This window comes from Caballeronia sp. M1242, from assembly GCF_017220215.1.
Lineage (GTDB): Bacteria > Pseudomonadota > Gammaproteobacteria > Burkholderiales > Burkholderiaceae > Caballeronia.
In genome coordinates this window covers 984421-1002856 of the sequence record NZ_CP071130.1, presented here as the reverse complement: position 1 = coordinate 1002856, position 18436 = coordinate 984421, and the positions used below count along the sequence as shown (strand labels likewise).

Genomic DNA, 18436 nt, shown 5'->3' with positions numbered 1-18436 from the left:
GATGGACCTCGTTAAAAACCACGCGCAACTTGTGTCGCGAGATGTCATGCGCTGTCGTGACGTTGAAGGCTTGCCCGGCCATCACATCGCCGCTACAATTGCGAACAATTCCTATTTACTCACGCGCGAGCCATGCCCGAAGCCACACGCTCATCCGTTATCGAGGCGCCGTCCGCATGAGGCGCGTGCTCGTGCGGCTGCATCGCTGGTTCGGCGTGGCGACCGCGCTGTTTCTGTTCGTCTCGGGGTTGACCGGCGCCATCATCGCGTGGGATCACGAAATCGACGCTTGGCTCAACCCCGCCTTCTTCCATGCGCAAACTCGGGCCGCGCCGCTTGCGCCGCTCGAACTGGCTCGGCGCGTGGAGGCCGCCGATCCGCGCATTCAGGTGACGTATCTGCCGCTCGGCGTCGAGCCGGGCCGCACGGCGCAGCTGATGGTCGTGCCGCGCACGAATCCGTCGACCGCTGCGCCGTATGCCATCGATTTCAACCAGATCGCCGTCGATCCCGCGACGGGCGCGGTGCAAGGGCGACGGATGTGGGGCGCGGTGTCGCTGGCGCGCATCGACCTGATGCCGTTCCTCTACAAGCTGCACTACACGCTGCATTTGCCGGTCGTGGGCGGCTTCGATATCGGCACGTGGCTGCTCGGCATCGTCGGCATCGTGTGGTTCTTCGATAGCGGCATTGCGCTCGTGCTGTCGTTTCCGAGCGTGAAGGCGTGGCGCAAGTCGCTCGCGTTTCGTTTCAGGCGCGGCGGATACGCGCTGACGTTCGACCTGCATCGCTCCGGCGGCGTGTGGATCTGGGCGCTGCTCGTGATGGTCGCGCTCACGTCCGTTTCGATGAATCTGAGCGATCCTGTCGTTCGTCCGGTGGTCTCGCTGTTCTCGACGCTCTCGCCGTCGTTCGCCAAAAACACCGCGCTCGTGCGTGCGGGTCCGGCGGGACGCGCCCCCGCGACGCGCGAGCAGATTCTGGCCGCCGCTGCGAGCGACGCGAAGCGCGAGCACATCGCCGCGCCGATGGGCGCGCTGTACTACGTGCCGACGCTCGAAGCGTACGGCGTCGGCTTCTTCGCGCCGGGACAGGACCACGGCGACGGCGGGCTCGGCAACGCCTGGCTCTACTACAACGGCACCACAGGCACGCTCGCGGGCTCGTCGATACCGGGGCGCGGCTCTGCAGGCGACATCTTCATGCAGGCGCAGTTTCCGCTGCATTCGGGGCGCATCATCGGCGTGGCGGGACGCATCGCGATCAGCGCGGTCGGGATCGCGGTGGCGGTGTTGAGCGCCACGGGCCTCATCATCTGGATGCGCAAGCGCGCGGCGCGCCGCCATTCCGCCGCAGCCAACGCGCGGGCAGGGCGCGGGCAGTCGGCCGCTTCTTGATGTCCGTTGCGGCGGGCAAGCCTCGTCCCGGCTCCAACCCTTCGGAGCCGTTCGGTGCCACCGCCGCGCGACCGTGGACGGTATAAAATCAGAAGTACCCGCCTCGCGCGCATAGCAGCCTGTGAATCATGGAACCGACTTCGAGTAAGGAAGCGCCTCGCAGGCGCCTGTCAAAGCGATCGCTCAATGTGCTGTCTGCACTGGTCGGGATTGCCACGCTCGTGCTCGGCGTCGGCTGGCTGGTTTATAGCTGGACGGTGGATCTGGAAGTGCCGTACTTCGCGATTCCGCTCGTGCTCACGGTGCCCGTGATTGCCGCCGTGGCGTTCCGGAACATGTGGGACTAGCGTTTCGATTGACGGATGAATGATCAAACGAAGCGAGAAAACAAAAACGCCGCGATGAACGCGGCGTTTTTGTTTGATGCAGATGCGTTGGTAGGCTCGATTGGACTCGAACCAACGACCCCCACCATGTCAAGGTGGTGCTCTAACCAGCTGAGCTACGAGCCTGTGGAGCCGCGCATTATAGAGACCCTCGCCGCGATGCACAAGCCCGGCGGTTCGAAATCTTCTCGCCCCGAAGACGAGCGGAGCGCACCGCGCTAAAGCATTTTCGCGGCCAGACGTAAACAAGAGCTAAGTCCTCTCTATCGCGGCCTCGTCAGTCGCTCGTACATTCACGCCCTCGCTTCGTGACGCCAATGTCTCATCAAACTGCCCCTGGCTCCACCGGCGCGCCGCGAACGAACCAAGGCTCCGCGCAGAACCAGGGTTTCCTGTCGTTCTTCCTGCATGCCTGCGCGAAGCACGCGGGCGTCTCCTGGCGTGACGCCGTCGCGCCTCTTCTTGCGGCCGTGGGCGCGTATGCGCTCGTCCATCTGTCGCTTGCGTCCGTCTCGGCGCTCGGCGCGATGTGCGTCGGGGCGGTGGCCGCCGTCGTCGTCGGCACGCTCGCCTTGCGCCGCGCGCTCGGCACGACCGCGCGCCATGACGCGACCGTGGCGCTCGTCAAGGCGCTGCTCGATGCCAATCGCGAATGTCTGAAGCTGCTCGACCCGAATGGCCGCCTGCTCCGCATCTCCGAGTACGGCGCCGAACTCATGCGCGCGGCCGGCCCGGATCAATTGGCCGGCGCCGATTGGCTCGACTTCTGGAGCGGCAGCGAGGCAATCGCCGCGCGCGACGCCTTCGAAGGCGCGCTGCAAGGATCGCGGACATCGTTCACGGGGACGTGCCCGACGACCGCCGGCGAGCCGAAGGTCTGGCAATCGCGGCTCATACCGGTCGAAAGGAGCGGCGGGGGCATCTACGGCGTGCTGTGCGCGTCGCTCGACGTGACGAAGGAAGCCGAACTCGCCGCTGACTTGCGGGCGAAAGAAGCCCTCATGTCCGAAATGGAAGCGCATATCGGGCTTTGTTTCTACTCGTACAGCGCGGACTTCAGCTATTTCCATCACATCAGCGCGGGCTGCGCGTCCGTGTTCGGCCTCTCGGCGTCGACGCTGCGCGAGCGCCCGGAAGCCTGGATGGACGTCGTGCTGCCCGAGGACCGGCCGATTGTTCAGGCGGCGATGCAGCGGATCGCCGAGACATCGGTCGGTGGGCGCACGCAGTACCGCATTCGCGCGAACGGCGGCGCGATCCGCTGGGTTCAGAGCACCGCGTATCCGATTCTCGACGCAGCCGGCAAAGTCGCGCGCGTGATCGGCGTGACGGAGGACGTTACGGCGGAGCAGGAGCGGCTCGTCGAACTGGATCGGCTCGCCTACACCGATTCGCTTACCGGGCTCGCCAACCGCGCCGCGCTGGTGCGCGGCATCGAGGAGCGTTGCCGGCAGGACACGAGCTTCGCGTTGATGTTCGTGGATCTGGACCGCTTCAAGGTGCTCAACGATACGCTCGGTCATACGGCGGCCGACCGGCTGCTGAAATCGCTGAGCGAGGACATTCAGGCGTCGCTGCCGGCGGGCGCTTTCCTCGCGCGGCTCGGCGGCGACGAGTTCGCCGTGCTGATCGACGACGCGCAAGACAAGGATCATCTCGCCGGCATCGCGAAAAGCATTCTCGGCGCGTTGCGGCAGACGGGCGAGCCGACGCCCGCGGGCACCTTCGTCACGGCATCCATCGGCATTTCGGTGTTCCCGGAGAACGGCGCGGACCACGAGACGCTGCTGACGAGCGCCGACATTGCGATGTATGCGGCCAAGAAAGCCGGGCGCAACGGTTTCCGGTTCGCCGATCAGGTCGCGACGGGGCGGATCGTCGATTTCAGGCTGGAGCGCGACGTGCCCGCTGCGCTCGCCGCCAAGCAGTTCGTGCTGCATTACCAGCCGATTTATCAGCCACATTCGCTCGAAATGTGCAGCGTCGAGGCGCTGATCCGCTGGCGGCATCCCGCGCACGGGCTCGTGCCGCCCGACGTGTTCATTCCAATCCTCGAAGAAAGCGGCTTTATCAACGAGGTCGGCGCGTGGGTGATGGACGAGGCGTTGCGGCAGCTTGCGCAATGGCGCCAAAGCGGCGCGCAGGGGCTCGGCGTGTCGGTCAACGTGTCCGCGCGTCAGTTGCGCGACGCGGCGATCGTCGATGTCGTCAATACCGCGCTGCGACGGCACGGGCTGCCGGCGTCGAGTCTCCAGCTCGAACTGACCGAGAGCGCATTAATGGAGAATCCCGAGCTCGCGCAACGCACGCTGCGGGCGCTGAAGGAACTGGGCGTGCGCATCGCCATCGACGATTTCGGGACCGGCTATTCGAGCTTGCGTTACCTCGCGGATTTCTCGCCCGATACGCTCAAGATCGACCGCTCGTTCATCGCGCGGCTGGAGAGCGACTTCGCCATTCACAAGATCGTGCGCGGCATCATTCAGCTTTCGCATGCGCTCGGCCTGACCGCGACCGCCGAGGGCGTGGAGTATCCGCCGCAGTTGCGGCTGCTGCGCGACGCGCAATGCGATTTCGTGCAGGGCTATCTGTTGAGCAAGCCCGTCGCGCCCGAGCAGGTTTTTGGGCTCTCTATCGTGGGAAGCGGTGCGGAAGGCAATGTTGCATCGGTCGTCACGCAAGACGCCGGGGCGGTGCCGCATACCGCGTGAGCCTGCGGCTGCCGCTTGCGCGTCAGCCGTTCAGTTCGTCGTGCAGCGCGACGTATTCCTGCGCGAGCTTGTGGCGCGGTTCGAGGTAGATCATCGGCCGCGCGTGCTGATGGCTCTCGCGAATCTTCACCGACGACGAAATGTGCGACGCGAGCACGGGCAGATCTTCGGCGCGCAGTTCATCGACGAGCTTTTGCGGCAGACTGGCGCGCGGCTGAAACTGGTTAATGACGATGCCTTCGACCTTCAGATCGGGATTGTGGTCGTGGCGGATTTCCTGCACGTTTTCCAGCACGGAATACAGCGCGCGACGCGAGAAGTCGTCGCAATCGAACGGAACGAGACAGCGTTCGACCGCAATCAGCGCCGAGCGCGTGAAGAAATTGAGCGCGGGCGGCGTGTCGATATAAACGGCGTCGTAATTCGAGAGACCCTTGAGCGCGTCGCGCAGCTTGTAAATCTTGTAGCGCGATTCCAGCTTGCTTTGCAGCGTGTCGAGACTGGGATGCGACGGCACGATATCCAGATTCTCGAACGGCGTCGCATGAATGAACGAGTCGAACGCGGGCTCGCGAAAGCTGTAACTCAGCGCCGATTCGAAGAAGCTCGCGAGATTCGGATGCGCGTCGTGCGCCGCGGCGCCGAGCAGATACTGGCTCGCGTTGCCTTGCGGATCCAGATCGACGACGAGCGTGCGCAAACCGCGCGAGGCGCTGATCGCCGCCAGATTACAGACGATAGTGGACTTGCCTACGCCACCCTTTTGATTGAAGACGACACGTCGCATCGACTGGCTTCCCCTGAATGTGTACGGGCGTTCGTGAAAGGACAGCATCGTGCGCTGCATGCGCGAGCGTGAGGCGCAACGTCATGCGCCACGCGTGATAGTAGCGCATCGCTCTTTTTGACTTGAAGTCACGGTCGGCCGATACCGCGTGTTCACGCATTTCAAAGCCATTCGCAGCCGAGTACACTTTATTTGCGGTGTCTTTGCCGCGAAAGGAGGTCGCGATGAAATTCGTCGAACTGTTCAGGCGCGCCAGGCGGGGCGTCACGGTCGGTCACGCCGGAGACGCGGAGCCTCATCACGAGGATCATTCAGGCTCCGTGCAAAAGCAAGCCAGGAAGCTATGGGACGCCGTCGGCCGCAGGCGTCATAAGAACGCGAAGTGGCATTAGCCTCCATGCGCCGGTGTCGCCAGATTGCCTGAGGCGACGCCGGCGTTTGTTCATTCATCAGGCGATGCGGTCGTTCGACTGTAGACGCTGATTAACGCCGCCGTTTCGGCTGCGCCGCAAGCGTCGCGCGCTGTTCGCGATACGCGAACTCCAAACCATGGAAAGGGCGCCGTTCTCCGCGAGCGTCTTCTGGCATGCACGCGAATTCACGCCTATAACTAGCTTTCAAGCGATATTCACGCGATGTCGAGTGACACGATAAAGACCGAACGGAGAGATTGCATGGCGTCACTCGTCGATCACCCCGCAATACTCTTTGTCGTTTTGCTGGCCGTATTTATCGTCTCGATCGCGTTGGGTGTATTCGTTCTTCGCCGCATTGCGCCGCTGCGCGAAGATGAACGCGATGATTTCAATATCGTACAGGGCGCGACGCTCACTTTATTGGCCTTGCTCATCGGTTTCAGTATGTCGATGGCGGTCAGCCGCTATGACCAGCGAAAGACGCTCGAAGAAGCCGAGGCGAATGCGATCGGCACTGAATACGTGCGAGCCGATTTGGCCGATCCGCATATCGGCGCCATGATGAGGGCTGCATTAATCCGTTATGCACGCTTGCGCCTGACCGAATTCCAGACGCGTGACCGCGACGCGCGCAGCCGCCTCGATGCCGAAACGGCGGCGGTTCAGTCCGAGTTGTGGCAACTGGCAGCGCAGGTCGCGAAGGCTCAGCCGACGCCTATCGGGTCGCTCGTGGTGGCGGGCATGAACGACGCGCTCAACTCGCAAGACTATTCGGAAGCCGCCAGAATCAATCATATTCCGCTAGGCGTATGGGTCCTGATGATCCTGATCGCGCTTCTCGGATGCGCCGTTCAGGGCTATGGCGCGAAAGGCAAGCGCCGCACGGTGCTGCTCATGACGATTCTTCCCGTGACCATTTCCTTGTCCCTCACGTTGATTGCCGACATCGACAGTCCTCGTGGCGGGATCATACGCATCCAGCCGCAGAACCTGACGCGGCTGCTTCACGCGCTGGAGAAGTGATAGCGACTCGTGGAGAGCGAAGCGCGACGGCGGCCCCGTCGCGCTCGCTCACACTCACACTTGCGCCTGTCCGCCGTCGACGAAGAGTTCGGCGCCGTTGACGAAGCTCGCATCGTCCGACGCGAGGAAGAGCGCAGCCGCAGCGATTTCGTTCGGGTCACCGACGCGGCCCATCGGGATGCGCGACGCCAGATAGTCCAGCAAGCCTTGCTGCTGCGCGGCATCCGGACCCGCGAGGTCGACGAGGCCGGGCGTCTTCGTCGCGCCGGGGCTGATGGTGTTCACGCGGATACCGCGGTCCTTCAGGTCGAGAATCCAGCTGCGGGCGAAGTTGCGGATCGCCGCCTTCGACGCCGAATAGACGCTGAATGCCGCCGTGCCTTCGGTGCCTGCGGTCGAGCCGGTCAGAATCACCGATGCGCCCTTCGACAACAACGGCAGCGCCTTCTGCACCGTGAAGAGCGTGCCCTTCACGTTGCGGTCGAATGTGTCGTGATAGTGCTCCTCGGTGATCTCGCCGAGCGGCAACATCGAGCCGCCGCCTGCGTTGGCGAACAGCACGTCGAGCCGGCCTTTTTCGCCGCGAATCTGCTCATACAGTGCGTCGAGCTGATCCAGCTTCGACGAATCGACGCGAACGCCCGTGGCGTTGTCGATCGCGGCGACTGCCGCGTCGAGTTCCGCCTGACGGCGGCCGGTGATATAGACGTGGGCGCCTTCGGCGGCAAAGCGTTTGGCGGTGGCGAGGCCGATGCCGCTGGTTGCGCCGGTAACGAGAGCGATCTTGCCTTCGAGCTTGCGTGCCATGATTCTTTCCCTATCCATTTTCGTTGAACGATGTGAGGAGAATATCGACGCCTGCGTCGTTTCGAAATAGACTGGCCTGCAAACCATCATTGCAGGAATGAAATGACGAAGCTCCCCGATTTCGAAGGGCTGGCGATGTTCGCGAAGGTGGCCGAGGAGGGCTCGTTCGCGGCGGCGGCGCGGGCGATGGGCGTGTCCGTCGCCACGGTCTCGCGCGGCGTGGCGAGGCTCGAGGAGCGGCTCGGGGCGCGGCTTTTCAACCGAACGTCGCGCCAGCTCGCGCTGACGGAATTCGGCGGCACCATCGCGGAGAGAGCGGGCGACATCTATCGGCAAGCCGAGGAGGCCGAGAACGCCGCGAGAGAGATGTCGGTGCAGCCGCGCGGGCTCATTCGCGTGGCCGTGCCCATGTCGTTCGGCGTGCGCTGGCTCGCGCCGTTGCTGCCCGAGTTCCTGCGCGCGTTTCCGGACATATCGCTGGACCTGCATTTGTCGGATGCGACGGTCGATATCGTCGCGCAGGGCTTCGATGCGGCGCTCAGAATCGCCGCGTTGCCCGATTCCTCGCTCGTCGCAAGGCGGCTGTGCGCGGTCTCGCAGTTGCTCGTCGCATCGCCGGAATACATCGAACGATTCGGCCGGCCGACGCATCCGCGCGACCTGATCGGCCGGCCGTGCCTCTCGTATGCCTACCGCGCGGGCACCGAAGTCTGGCGCTTCGTGAACGACGCCGGCGACGAGGAACCGGTCACGCCCGTCGGCCCCTTGCGCGTCACGAATTCGGATGCGCTACTGCCCACTTTGCTCGATGGACTCGCCATTGCGGAACTGCCCGAGTTCATCGCAGGCGAATACCTCGCCGACGGGCGGCTGGAAGCTATTCTGACCGACTGGCACCTGACCCGAGGTGGGCTGTACTTCGTCACGCCATCGGCGCGGGCGCGTCCGGCGAGAGTGACGGCGCTGTCCGATTTTCTTGCTGCGCATCTCGCGGAACCGGCCTGGCTTTCGCCGCAAGCCAAGGCGGCTGCGCGCGGCAAGCGGCGCGCTTAGCGGAGCGCCGACGCCGATGCATCGTGCCGTCCTCGTCGCGTCAACCGCTAGCTGCTTCTCAACTCGCGCCGGATGAGCTTTCCGGTCGATGTCATCGGGAGCGATTCACGATATTCGATCAAGCGTGGATATTCGTGCGCCGCGAGACGCGTGCGCACATGGTCCTGCAGATCGCGAGTCAGTTCGTCGCTGGGCGAGAAACCGTCGCTCAGAACGACGCACGCTTTGACGATCTCGGTGCGCTCGGCATCCGGCACGCCGACGACCGCCACGAGCCGAACGGCGGGATGCCCCAGCAAGCAATCTTCGATCGGTCCCGGCCCGATGCGATAGCCCGCGCTCGTGATGACGTCGTCGTTGCGGCCCACGTAGTGGATGAAACCGTCGCTGTCCATGCGGCCCAGATCGCCCGTGAGCAGGTAATCGCCCGCGAATTTCTCGGCTGTCGCCGCAGGATTGTTCCAGTAGCCCAGGAACATGACGGGGTCCGGCGCTTTGATCGCGATGTTGCCGATGTCATCCACCGGCTGCACGACGCCGTGGTCGTTCACCACGCGCACGTCATGCCCCGGCGCCGCGCGTCCGATTGCGCCGGGCCGGGCCGGAAACCAGTTGCCGCATGAGGAGACGACCATGTTGCATTCGGTCTGCCCGTAGAACTCGTTGATGGTGATGCCGAGTGCTTCGCGGCCCCAGGTCAGAAGCTCGGTGCCTAAGGATTCGCCTCCGCTTGCGACGGAGCGCAGCCGCAAATTCCATCGCTCGCGCGGCGACTTTTCGGTGCGCAGCATCTTGAGCGCCGTCGGCGGCAGGAATACGTGCGTCACGTTGTGGCGGCTCATCAGATCGAACGCCGCGCTTGCACTGAACTTGTCGAAGCGATGCGAGACAACGGTCGCGCCGTGGTGCAGCGCAGGCAGAAGAACATCGAGCAGACCGCCGATCCATGCCCAGTCCGCGGGCGTCCAGAACGTGTCGGTCTGGCTGATCGACCCGCCATGCGACATCTCGACGCCCGGCAAATGGCCGAGCAGCACGCGCTGCGCATGCAACGCGCCCTTCGGCTTGCCGGTGGTGCCGGACGTATAGATGATGACGGCGGGGTCATCGGCTCTTGTCGCCACGGGATCGAATGTGTCGATCTGCGCGGCGAGCGCCGTGTCGAAGTTTTCGATTGCGCCGCTCGCTTCGGGCTGCGCGCCTGTCACGAAGACCGTGCGCAGCGCGGGCAAGCGGTCACGGATGCCTGCGATCTTTCGCGCGCCCGCGGCATCGGTCACGAGCACGCTGGCTCCGCTGTCGCGCAGGCGAAACTCGAGCGCTTCCTCGCCGAAGAGCGCGAAGAGCGGCACCGAGATCGCGCCGAGTTTGAACGCGGCGATATGCGCGATGGCCGTCTGCGGCGATTGCGCGATCAGGATCGCGAGCCGGCTGCCTTGCACGATGCCATGCGCCCGAAAGCAGTTGGCGGCGCGATTGCTCTGGCTTCGCAACTCCGCGAAGGTCATCCGTTCGATGCTGCCGTCGCGATGTTCGTGGATCAACGCGGTGTCGTCGGGACGGGAGGCGGCCCATTTGTCGCAGACGTCCACGCCGATGTTGTAATGCTCGGGAATGGCCCAGCGAAAGCTATCGACCGCGGCTTCGTAACTGGTTTGTTTCGACAGCATCGTCTCGCTCCTTTGTTGTCTCGTCGATTGTGCCAGCGTATCGCGAATTTCTTCGTATGCCGCGACGATTCCGCAGGACGATGAGCGCTGAAACAAATCCGCGCCTCGCATTGATGCCCCTCGTCGCTCGCGATATGCTTGAACCGTTCGCGATGGTCGAATGCAAGTCAACCGGAGACAACGGCTTGGTCAAGCGCGCATGGATCTACCCCTGCTTGTTCGCCTTGAGCGCGGTGCTTTGCGGATGCAACAAGAGCGGCTCGAAGGACGCGAATCAGGAAGCGGGCGCAGCCGCGAGTCAAACGCCGGCGCAGGCGAGCGCGGCCAGTGGTATCTCGGCCGCTTCGGGCGCGCAAGAGCGCGGTGCGTTACCTTCCGTCGCCCGGGCGCAGTTGCCGGGCGAAGCTGCCGACACACTGCGTCTAATCAAGGCGGGCGGCCCTTTTCCGTATCGGGACGACGGCGTCCTGTTTCGCAATAGCGCGGGGTTGTTGCCGCAGCAGCCGCGCGGCTACTACCACGCCTACACTGTCCGCACGCCGGGTTCGACGGATCGCGGGCAACGGCGCATCGTATGCGGCGGCGCCCGAAGACAGACGAGCGAGTGCTATTACACCGACGATTACTACGCGAGCTTCAAGCGCATCTCTGAATGATGTCATTTCAAGGAATCTTGAAATGACCGCGCGGAGGGCCTAATATCGCGGTCATGGATTCGAATCTCGCTGTTCGCGCGCTCAGCGCCCTCGCACATGAATCGCGGCTTGCGATCTTTCGCGCGCTCGTCGCGGCCGGGCCCGAAGGCTTGCCGGCGGGTGACATCGCACAGCAGCTCGGCTTATCGCCTTCGAGCCTTTCTTTCCATCTGAAGGACCTGTCGCACGCGGAACTCGTCAAGGCGAGACAGTCGGGCAGATTCATTTTCTACTCCGCCAATTTCGATGCGATGAACGGCCTCATCGGCTTTCTCACCGAGAACTGTTGCGCGGGCGCGGACTGCTTGCCTCACGCATCGCTCACCTGTCTGCGCGACAAGGCATGAACAGGCCTTCACAATTGAACGCAGCGCTCACACCGAGGAAAAATAGATGAGTACCACTAACTATAACGGCCGGAGCACGCGCTGATGTCTTCCGATCTACCCAACGTCACGCTGCCCTTACTCGACACGCCGGACATCGACAAGCTCGCGCCGCGCGCCGTCTCGACGCACGCGCCGCGCATCCTGCTGCTCTATGGCTCGCTGCGTCCCACGTCGTACAGCCGCTTGTTGACGCTCGAAGCCGAGCGCATTCTCCGGCACTTCGGCGCTGAAACGAAGGTCTTCGATCCACATGACCTGCCGATCGCCGACAGCGTTCCGGCCGATCATCCGAAGGTCGTCGAGCTTCGCAAGCTGTCGGAGTGGTCCGAGGGACAAGTCTGGTGCAGTCCGGAGCGCCACGGCACGCTGACCGCCGTGTTCAAGAATCAGATCGACTGGCTGCCGCTCGAACTCGGCGGCGTTCGTCCGACGCAGGGCCGCACGCTCGCCGTGATGCAGGTCTGCGGCGGATCGCAGTCGTTCAATGCGGTCAACGCGCTGCGCGTGCTCGGCCGCTGGATGCGCATGGTGACGATCCCGAACCAGTCGTCGGTGGCGAAGGCGTATCAGGAATTCGATGCGAACGGGCGCATGAAGCCGTCGTCGTACTATGACCGCGTCGTCGATGTGATGGAGGAGCTGTACAAGTTCACGCTGCTCGTGCGCGACCGCTCCGAGTACCTGACGGACCGCTATAGCGAGCGGAAGGAGAAAGCGCCGGCCGTGGCGGCGACGCTCGCGAACGCTGCGATGAGCCATGAGCGCGATGCGAAGACCGCGGACAGCGACGACGGGGAAGTGGAATAGCGGGGGCGGGGAGCACCCGCGTCAACCGCTCTCCCGCGCGTCGCTGCACCGCCTCAATTCGCCAGCGACAAATACGGCGAACTGAACGCCTGCGGCGGAAACACCGCCTGCACGCTGCCTTGGCGCGTGAAGCTATAGCGCACATACACGGCGGCGAGCCATTCGCGATACTGATACGCGTTGCCGAACGATGCCGTCGCGCCGAACGCGAGCTGCGGCGCGAGTTGGTATTCGCCGGTCGCGTTGAGCGAGTATGAAACGCCCGTCTTGCTCGACCCCGGGTAGACCGCGCCCGCGTCCGGACTGAGCGGGGAACTCGCGGCTGCGGACTGACGCGTGCTGTCAGTCGGGAAGTAGTTCGACGCATCCTGCCGGTAATGCTGCACGCCGATCGATCCCTTCACGTCGTAGCTGAACATCCCGAGCCGTCCCATGTATTCGACCGGAAAATTCAGGATCACGTACTGCTGCGGGCTGAAGTAACCGCCCTGGCCGTACGTGAAGTACGAGAGGTTCTTGTCGTAGTGCATCAGCGTGGTGTTCGCGCCCACGGTGAGCGTCTGATCCGCATCCTTGATGAGACGCGTATAAATGCCGCCGCCGCCCTTCACCGCGTTGTTCGTTGCGACGTGCTTGCCGTCGAGGAACTGGTACGCCGCGTTCACGTAGACGCCGTTCGTGCTGTCGTCCCAGCCGAGCGCGGCGCGCGCGCCGCTCGAAGTGACGCCGCCCCATTCGAGGCCCGCGCCTGCATCGCGCGCGCCGGCGTAGGACAGCAGGCTGTCGGTGACGGCGCGTCGCGCGATGGCGAGCGAGTACGACACCTTGTCCGTGATGGCGTTCTGATATTGCAGTCCGCCGACGACGTTGGTTTCGCGAAACCCGAGCGGCGTCGTGCCGACATCGGCCTGGATGTTGCGGTTTTCATAGCCGACGGACAGGCCGACGCCCGTCGCCGTCTGCGAGCCGAAGTCGTTGGTCAGGCTTGCCGGATTGTTGCTCGCGCCCGCGCCGAATCGCGCGAGCGTGTTGTTGGTGCCGCTCGCGGTGCCGGCATCGAGCGTGACGGGCGTGGCGCGCAGCACGATATGGCCGTTGCCCGCCTTGATGCGGCCTTCGATCGGCGCTTCGATGTCGGTGAGATTCGACAGGCCGTTCTCGCCATCGCGATTGCGAAACAGCACGCCGCCCGTGATGGTGCTGGCCTGCTCGCGGTTGATCGCCGCCAGTTCTTCCGCGACGCCAACGATTTGAGGATTTGCGGCCGGCGCCGGCAAGCCCGATGTACTCATCGATGCCGCCGTCGCCGCGCGCTGCGCGCCTTGCGGCTGCGTCGAGTAGTAGGGCTGCGCGTAGCCGGCGGGCGGCTGCGGAATGTAGGGCTGCGGCGCGTATTGTTGTTGCGGGTACCGCTGCTGCGGATACGGCTGCTGTGTATGGGCCTGCTGCGGATACGCCTGCTGCGCATACGGCTGCTGTGCATACGGCTGCTGCGGATACGGTTGCTGCGCGTACGGCTGCTGTGCGTACCCTTGCTGCGCATACGACTGCTGCTGGTACGGCTGCTGTTGATAATCCTGCTGCCCGTACGCATACGAATCAGCCGAACGCGCCTTCTGCGCTGCGCTCTTGCGCGTTGCCGTACGTTTGCCGGCCGGCGCGCTCGCCGCGGGTTGCGGTGCGTAGGCGTTGGCTTGCGCATCGCGGGCGGCGGGCGACATCGGCCAGGGCGAGCTGTCGTCACCATCGGATGCCGGCGGGTAAGCCGGAGCCTGCTGCGCATACGGCTGCTGTTGCGGATACGGCTGATAGCCCTGCGCGGGATAACCGTTCGCATCCTGTCCGGGATACGGCTGAAGCGGCGCGCCCGATTGCGCCGCGCCGTACGTGTCGGGACCGTAGCCGCTGGCGTAAGCCGGTGCCGGCGGCGCGGCATAACCGCCGCGTTGCGCCGGACGGTAGCTGTCCGATCCGTAGCTATAGGCACGAGCCGGCGCGGGGTAAGCGACGGATGGCGCTGCGCCATCGGCTCGTGCGCGAGGCGAAAGGTGACTGCCTGATTGCGCCGACCCATAGGCATCGCCACCATAGCCGCCGAACTCGCGCGGACCGCCGGCTCGCGCCGTTGCATCGGCAGCGCCGCCATAACCGCCCGATTGCGCCGACCCGAAAGCGTCGCCACCATAGCCGCCAAGTTCGCGCCGACTGCCTGATTGCTCCGTGCCGTCAGAAGCGCCGCCGTAGCCGCCCGTCTGCACCGATCGATAAGCATCGGGAGCATAGCCGCCCCGCACAGCCCGCCCGCCCGCTTGCCCCGTCCCATCCGCCACACCGCCGTAACCGCCGCTCGCCGCCGCGCGCGGCGCGCCGGGAGCCATCGACGGAGCCGAATAGGGAGCGGAATAAGGCACAGAATAAGGCGCTGCACCAGGCAGACTAGGTGGCGGATAGGACGGCACGGCTTGCTGATTGTTCGGTAGGGTGACGGGCCGATACGCGCCCGCATTATTCACACTCGACGATGAAGGCGACGCCGCGGCCGTATCGACCGCGGTCTTGCCTTCGAACGGATTGGTGCCCGGCAGCGGCATCGAAGCGATGCGTTGCATTGCGCTTTGCCAGTCGCGCGGCACGCGGTTGCTTTGCCCGGACGCGTTCGCCATCGCAGGCGTATTCGCGGCGACGAGCGAGCGTTGCAGGAACTGCGCGGCGAGGTCCAGCTTGCCTTCTGCGCGATACATCCGGCCGATGCCCGCGAGCACGCCCGGATCGTTCGGCGCGGCCTCGTAGGCCTGCTTCGCGAGCGATTCGGCCAGCTTGAAATCGCGCACGCCGCTCGCCGCCGACATCGCCGCCGTCTGCAAACCCACGTCGTCGGGACGGCGCGAGAGCGCCGCGCGGTAACACGACAACGCGTTGCGGTCATCGCCCGCCGAGGTGTACATGCGGCCGAGCGCCGCCTGCAGGTCGGCGTTGTCGGGCATCGCGGCGAGCCACGGCGAGATCACGTCGTAAGCGGCGGCGAGGTCGCCTTGCTTGCGCACCGCATCCGCCTGCGCGATCACGATTCCCACGTTCAGATTGTCGAAGTCGCGACGCTGCTGCGTGGTGAGCTGCGTCGAGGAAAGACGCCGCATGACGGAGCCGAGTTCGGCATCCTGATGCGTCGCGGAGAGAATGCCCGCGTATTGCAGTTGCAAGCCGACATCGTTCGGCGCATTGGCGACCGCGCCGCGAATCAGCGACAGCGCGCGCGCCGGATCGCCCGCATTCACATACGCCGAGGCGATGGCGCCCATGAGTTCCGCGTTGCCCGACGCGACCGGCTCGGCGCGGCGCAGGATCGCGAACGCCTGCGGGTTCTGGCCGGCAGCGGCGGCGCGCGTCGCGAGTTCCGCCTGCTGATGCACCCACAAGCGATGCTGCAACGCCGTCATCGCGGACGTGCGCTTCGCCTGCGGAACGCGGTCCAGTTGCGCGAGACCGGCCGACCAGTCCTGCGTTTCGGCGGAAAGGAGCGCGCTCGCGTACAGCGCGTCGGTCATGTCGGGATGCGTCGCGAGCAGGCCGTCCATCATGCTGCGCGCATTGCCCACCGCGCCCTGACGGACGTAGATGCGCGCGAGGTCCAGCCGCAGCCACGGATCGTCCGGCATGTTGAGCAGCGCGTCTTCGAAGAGACTGCGCGCCGCGCCGAGATCGCCGCGTGCTTCGGCGGCGCGCGCCTGCGCGGCCTGCGCCTGGCCGCGCAGCGTGTTGATGCCGCCGGCTTTCGCCTGCTGCTCCGTGTTGAGCTTGTTGGCGAAGGCGAGCGCCTCGTCGCCGCGGCCCTGCGCGGCGAGCGCGCCGACGAGCCCGCGGATCGCATCCGGATTGTCGGCCTGACGGCGCAGCGCCATGCGATACGCGGCTTCCGCGCCGCGCGGATCGCCGTTGGCGAGCAGCATTTCGCCGAGCAGCACTTGCGCCGTGACATCGGACGGATCGATCGCGATGGCGCGTTCGAAAAGCGCCTTCGCCTGCGCAATCTGGCCGTTGCTGCGCGCGCCGATGGCATCGCTCGTATAAGTCCAGTACGTCGCGCTCGTGAGCGCGTCTTTCCAGCGCGCCGGGTTGCCGGCCCGCGACGCGCGTTCGAGATACGTGCGGGCCTCCGCGAAACGCTCGTGCTTCAGCGCCGCGACGCCCATGCCGCCAAGCGCATCCGCGTCGTTAGGATTGCTCGCGAGCACCGACGAAAAGCGCGCGCGCGCCGCCGCCAGATCGCCGTGATCCAGCGCGGCGAAACCTTCCGCGACGGTGCGGCCGCGCGCATCGACGGCGGCGTCGGCCTGCGAGCGTTCGCGCGCGGCCTTGTCCTGCTGCACCATCGAATCGAAGCGGGCCTGCACGGCGGCGTCGTCCGGCGAGGCTTGCAGATACGCCTGATAAAGCGGCGCATCCGATGCCCGCGCGCCGAGCCACAGAAGCGCCTGCCGCCAGCTTTTTTTCGCGTCCGCGCCGACCGCGCTGTCGCCCGACAGCTTCGCGAGCCGCGCGATGCCGTCGCGCCGCGTGGCATCGCGATACGTCAGATGCTGCGCATACGCGAGCTGATAGCGCGGATCGTCCGGATTCTGACGCGCCAGTTGTTCGAGGCCGCGGCGCGCTTCGTCCCAGCCTTGCGGCGTGGCGGCGAGCGCCTGGTAGTACTCGAGTTGCAACGCGGGCGTCGCGGGCTTGCCGTCGATCGCGCGCTTGTATTCCTGCACCGCCGACGCGCTCTGTCCGCTTTGCGCGAGACGCCGCGCGTCGTTCACGGTCTGATCGCGCGAACTGGTCTCGCCGAGACGCCGGCCGAGTTCGTCGATATTCGGATAGTTCGGCGCGACCTGACGCAACTGCGCGAGATACTGCTGCGCGCCGCTGCCGTCCTTGCGATCGGCGAGCACCATGCCCATGCCGAAGAGCGCGTCCGGCTGCTTCGGATTCACGCGCAGCACTTTCTGCCACGCCTGTTCCGCGAGGTCGCCGCGCCGGTGCGACTGCCAGTACTTGCCCTGATCGATGAGCACCGTGAGCGGATCGGTCGTCGCGGCCTGCGCCAAGGCCATCGCCGGCGCGGCGCACAAGAGCGCCGCGATCACGCGTTTGCGAGTCGGGATCAGCATGCGCTTCTCCACGTCGGCACGAGGCGGCCCGTGTCATCGAAGCGAAAACGCCCGTCGATGAAACCGCCGCCGAAAAGGCCGAGCACGCGGTCGTAATAGACCGGCTCGCGGCCCGCGACGGGCGGCGCGGCCAGCGCTTCGAGACGCGCGCGCGCGAGGCCGAGGCCGCGTTCGTCGTTCAGCGCCTTGAAGTACGGCGCGAGCGCGCCCCAGTACGAGAGCGGGCCTTCGCCGCTCGCCGCGCCGCTCATGGTCGAGACTTTCTCGGGCGGAAATCCCGTTTGCGCGACGCTCGCGCGCATGCCGCCGAGCGCGTCGAGCCACGGACGCGCGAGCGGATCGCCCGGCGACGCCATGCCGGCCCACAGATAGACGCGAATCGCGTCGTAGCTGCCGACATCGCCGTTCTTCGGGTCGACGACGAACTGGCCGTTGCCGCTCGCCTGATAGGCGGCCCAGTCCGGCGCGTAGCCGCGCGGCGAGGTGATCCTGATCATCTTCGCGGCGTTCTGCGCGAGCTTCGTCCACGGCCCGTCCGGCATCTCCTGCGCGAGGCCGCGCAAGACCGGTAACGGCAGATAGCTCGGATTCAGACGCGTGACCTGGCCGGTGCGAAAGCCTTGCGGACCCGGCAACAACATGAGACCGAGGTTCGGCAGATCGGCGACTTCCTGCTTCACGATCTGCGTCGCGAGCGCGTAGGCGAGCTTCGTGTACGCCGGCTCTTTCCAGAGACGCCCGGCCTGAAACAAGTCGTAGGCGATCCACACATCGGAGTCCGAAGCCGAGTTCGCGTCCATCACGCCGAACGAGCCGTCCTGCCGCTTGCCCCATAGCCACGCGGGTAGGCGCAGGCTCGCCGCGTCGAACTGATTGGCCGAGAGGTTCGTGCGCGTCCAGTTGAGCACGCGGTCGAAGGTCGCGCGGTCGTTCGCGACGAGCGCGAAGAACATTGCGTACGACTGGCCTTCGGAGGTGGTTTGCTGCGTGTCTGTCGAGCGGTCGATCACGCGGCCGTCGGCCTGCACGACACGCTCGACGAAAAGGCGATACGCGGGCCAGTCGCACTGCTGCGCGGCGTGCGCGCCGGGGGCGGCCGCCGCGAGCATCGCGCCGGCGAAGAGTGTGGCGGTCGATAGCCGCAT

At 65.4% G+C, this 18436-nt stretch carries 13 protein-coding genes and 1 tRNA gene; 8 read left to right on the top strand and 6 right to left on the bottom strand.

Features of this window, described 5'->3' with window-relative positions:
- Nucleotides 1-176 precede the first annotated feature (176 nt).
- Both JYK05_RS18115 and JYK05_RS18110 read left to right on the top strand, forming a co-directional pair.
- A complete protein-coding gene (locus JYK05_RS18115) occupies nucleotides 177-1397 on the top strand; it encodes a PepSY domain-containing protein (RefSeq protein ID WP_206468656.1) in 1221 nt (406 codons plus the stop codon).
- 188 nt (nucleotides 1398-1585) lie between these two features.
- Nucleotides 1586-1744 (top strand): hypothetical protein, encoded by a 159-nt coding sequence (locus JYK05_RS18110; RefSeq protein WP_347879160.1) that lies wholly within the window; start codon nucleotides 1586-1588, stop codon nucleotides 1742-1744.
- Nucleotides 1745-1832: 88 nt separating this feature from the next.
- On the opposite strand, the gene JYK05_RS18105 is transcribed toward JYK05_RS18110, so the two are convergent.
- Nucleotides 1833-1909: transfer RNA gene (locus JYK05_RS18105), tRNA-Val, on the bottom strand.
- Nucleotides 1910-2100: 191 nt separating this feature from the next.
- Between JYK05_RS18105 and JYK05_RS18100 the strand changes: the two genes are divergently transcribed.
- Nucleotides 2101-4494: a bifunctional diguanylate cyclase/phosphodiesterase gene (locus JYK05_RS18100; protein ID WP_206468655.1), complete on the top strand. Its 2394-nt coding sequence runs from the start codon at nucleotides 2101-2103 to the stop codon at nucleotides 4492-4494.
- Between the two features lie 22 nt (nucleotides 4495-4516).
- Here the strand turns inward: JYK05_RS18100 and JYK05_RS18095 are convergent, their stop codons facing one another.
- On the bottom strand, nucleotides 4517-5281 hold the full coding sequence (locus tag JYK05_RS18095; RefSeq protein ID WP_206469648.1) for a ParA family protein: 765 nt from the start codon (nucleotides 5279-5281) through the stop codon (nucleotides 4517-4519).
- 674 nt (nucleotides 5282-5955) lie between these two features.
- Between JYK05_RS18095 and JYK05_RS18090 the strand changes: the two genes are divergently transcribed.
- On the top strand, nucleotides 5956-6720 hold the full coding sequence (locus JYK05_RS18090; protein WP_206468654.1) for a hypothetical protein: 765 nt from the start codon (nucleotides 5956-5958) through the stop codon (nucleotides 6718-6720).
- Nucleotides 6721-6774: 54 nt separating this feature from the next.
- Here JYK05_RS18090 and JYK05_RS18085 read toward each other — a convergent pair whose 3' ends face one another.
- Complete coding sequence (locus JYK05_RS18085) at nucleotides 6775-7527, bottom strand: SDR family NAD(P)-dependent oxidoreductase (RefSeq protein ID WP_206468653.1); 753 nt, start codon at nucleotides 7525-7527, stop codon at nucleotides 6775-6777.
- A gap of 102 nt (nucleotides 7528-7629) precedes the next feature.
- Here JYK05_RS18085 and JYK05_RS18080 point away from each other — a divergent pair, with 102 nt between their 5' ends.
- Nucleotides 7630-8580, top strand: coding sequence for a LysR family transcriptional regulator (locus JYK05_RS18080; RefSeq protein ID WP_206468651.1), 951 nt, complete (start codon nucleotides 7630-7632; stop codon nucleotides 8578-8580).
- 47 nt (nucleotides 8581-8627) lie between these two features.
- Here JYK05_RS18080 and JYK05_RS18075 read toward each other — a convergent pair whose 3' ends face one another.
- Nucleotides 8628-10250: an acyl-CoA synthetase gene (locus JYK05_RS18075; protein WP_206468648.1), complete on the bottom strand. Its 1623-nt coding sequence runs from the start codon at nucleotides 10248-10250 to the stop codon at nucleotides 8628-8630.
- 152 nt (nucleotides 10251-10402) lie between these two features.
- Between JYK05_RS18075 and JYK05_RS18070 the strand changes: the two genes are divergently transcribed.
- The 3 genes from JYK05_RS18070 (at nucleotide 10403) to arsH (ending at nucleotide 12141) form a co-directional block, all read left to right on the top strand.
- Nucleotides 10403-10906: a ribonuclease gene (locus JYK05_RS18070; RefSeq protein WP_175942466.1), complete on the top strand. Its 504-nt coding sequence runs from the start codon at nucleotides 10403-10405 to the stop codon at nucleotides 10904-10906.
- A 53-nt stretch (nucleotides 10907-10959) separates the two neighbouring features.
- Nucleotides 10960-11292, top strand: coding sequence for a helix-turn-helix transcriptional regulator (locus JYK05_RS18065; RefSeq protein ID WP_175942076.1), 333 nt, complete (start codon nucleotides 10960-10962; stop codon nucleotides 11290-11292).
- A gap of 84 nt (nucleotides 11293-11376) precedes the next feature.
- Nucleotides 11377-12141: an arsenical resistance protein ArsH gene (arsH, locus tag JYK05_RS18060; RefSeq protein WP_175942074.1), complete on the top strand. Its 765-nt coding sequence runs from the start codon at nucleotides 11377-11379 to the stop codon at nucleotides 12139-12141.
- A gap of 53 nt (nucleotides 12142-12194) precedes the next feature.
- On the opposite strand, the gene JYK05_RS18055 is transcribed toward arsH, so the two are convergent.
- Together JYK05_RS18055 and bcsZ are read right to left on the bottom strand one after the other, a co-directional pair.
- Nucleotides 12195-17291 carry a cellulose synthase subunit BcsC-related outer membrane protein gene (locus JYK05_RS18055; protein WP_206468646.1) on the bottom strand — a complete coding sequence of 1699 codons (5097 nt, stop codon included), beginning with the start codon at nucleotides 17289-17291 and terminating at the stop codon, nucleotides 12195-12197.
- Nucleotides 17285-18436 (bottom strand): cellulose synthase complex periplasmic endoglucanase BcsZ, encoded by a 1152-nt coding sequence (gene bcsZ, locus JYK05_RS18050; RefSeq protein WP_206468644.1) that lies wholly within the window; start codon nucleotides 18434-18436, stop codon nucleotides 17285-17287. The genes JYK05_RS18055 and bcsZ overlap by 7 nt, the downstream gene beginning before the upstream one ends.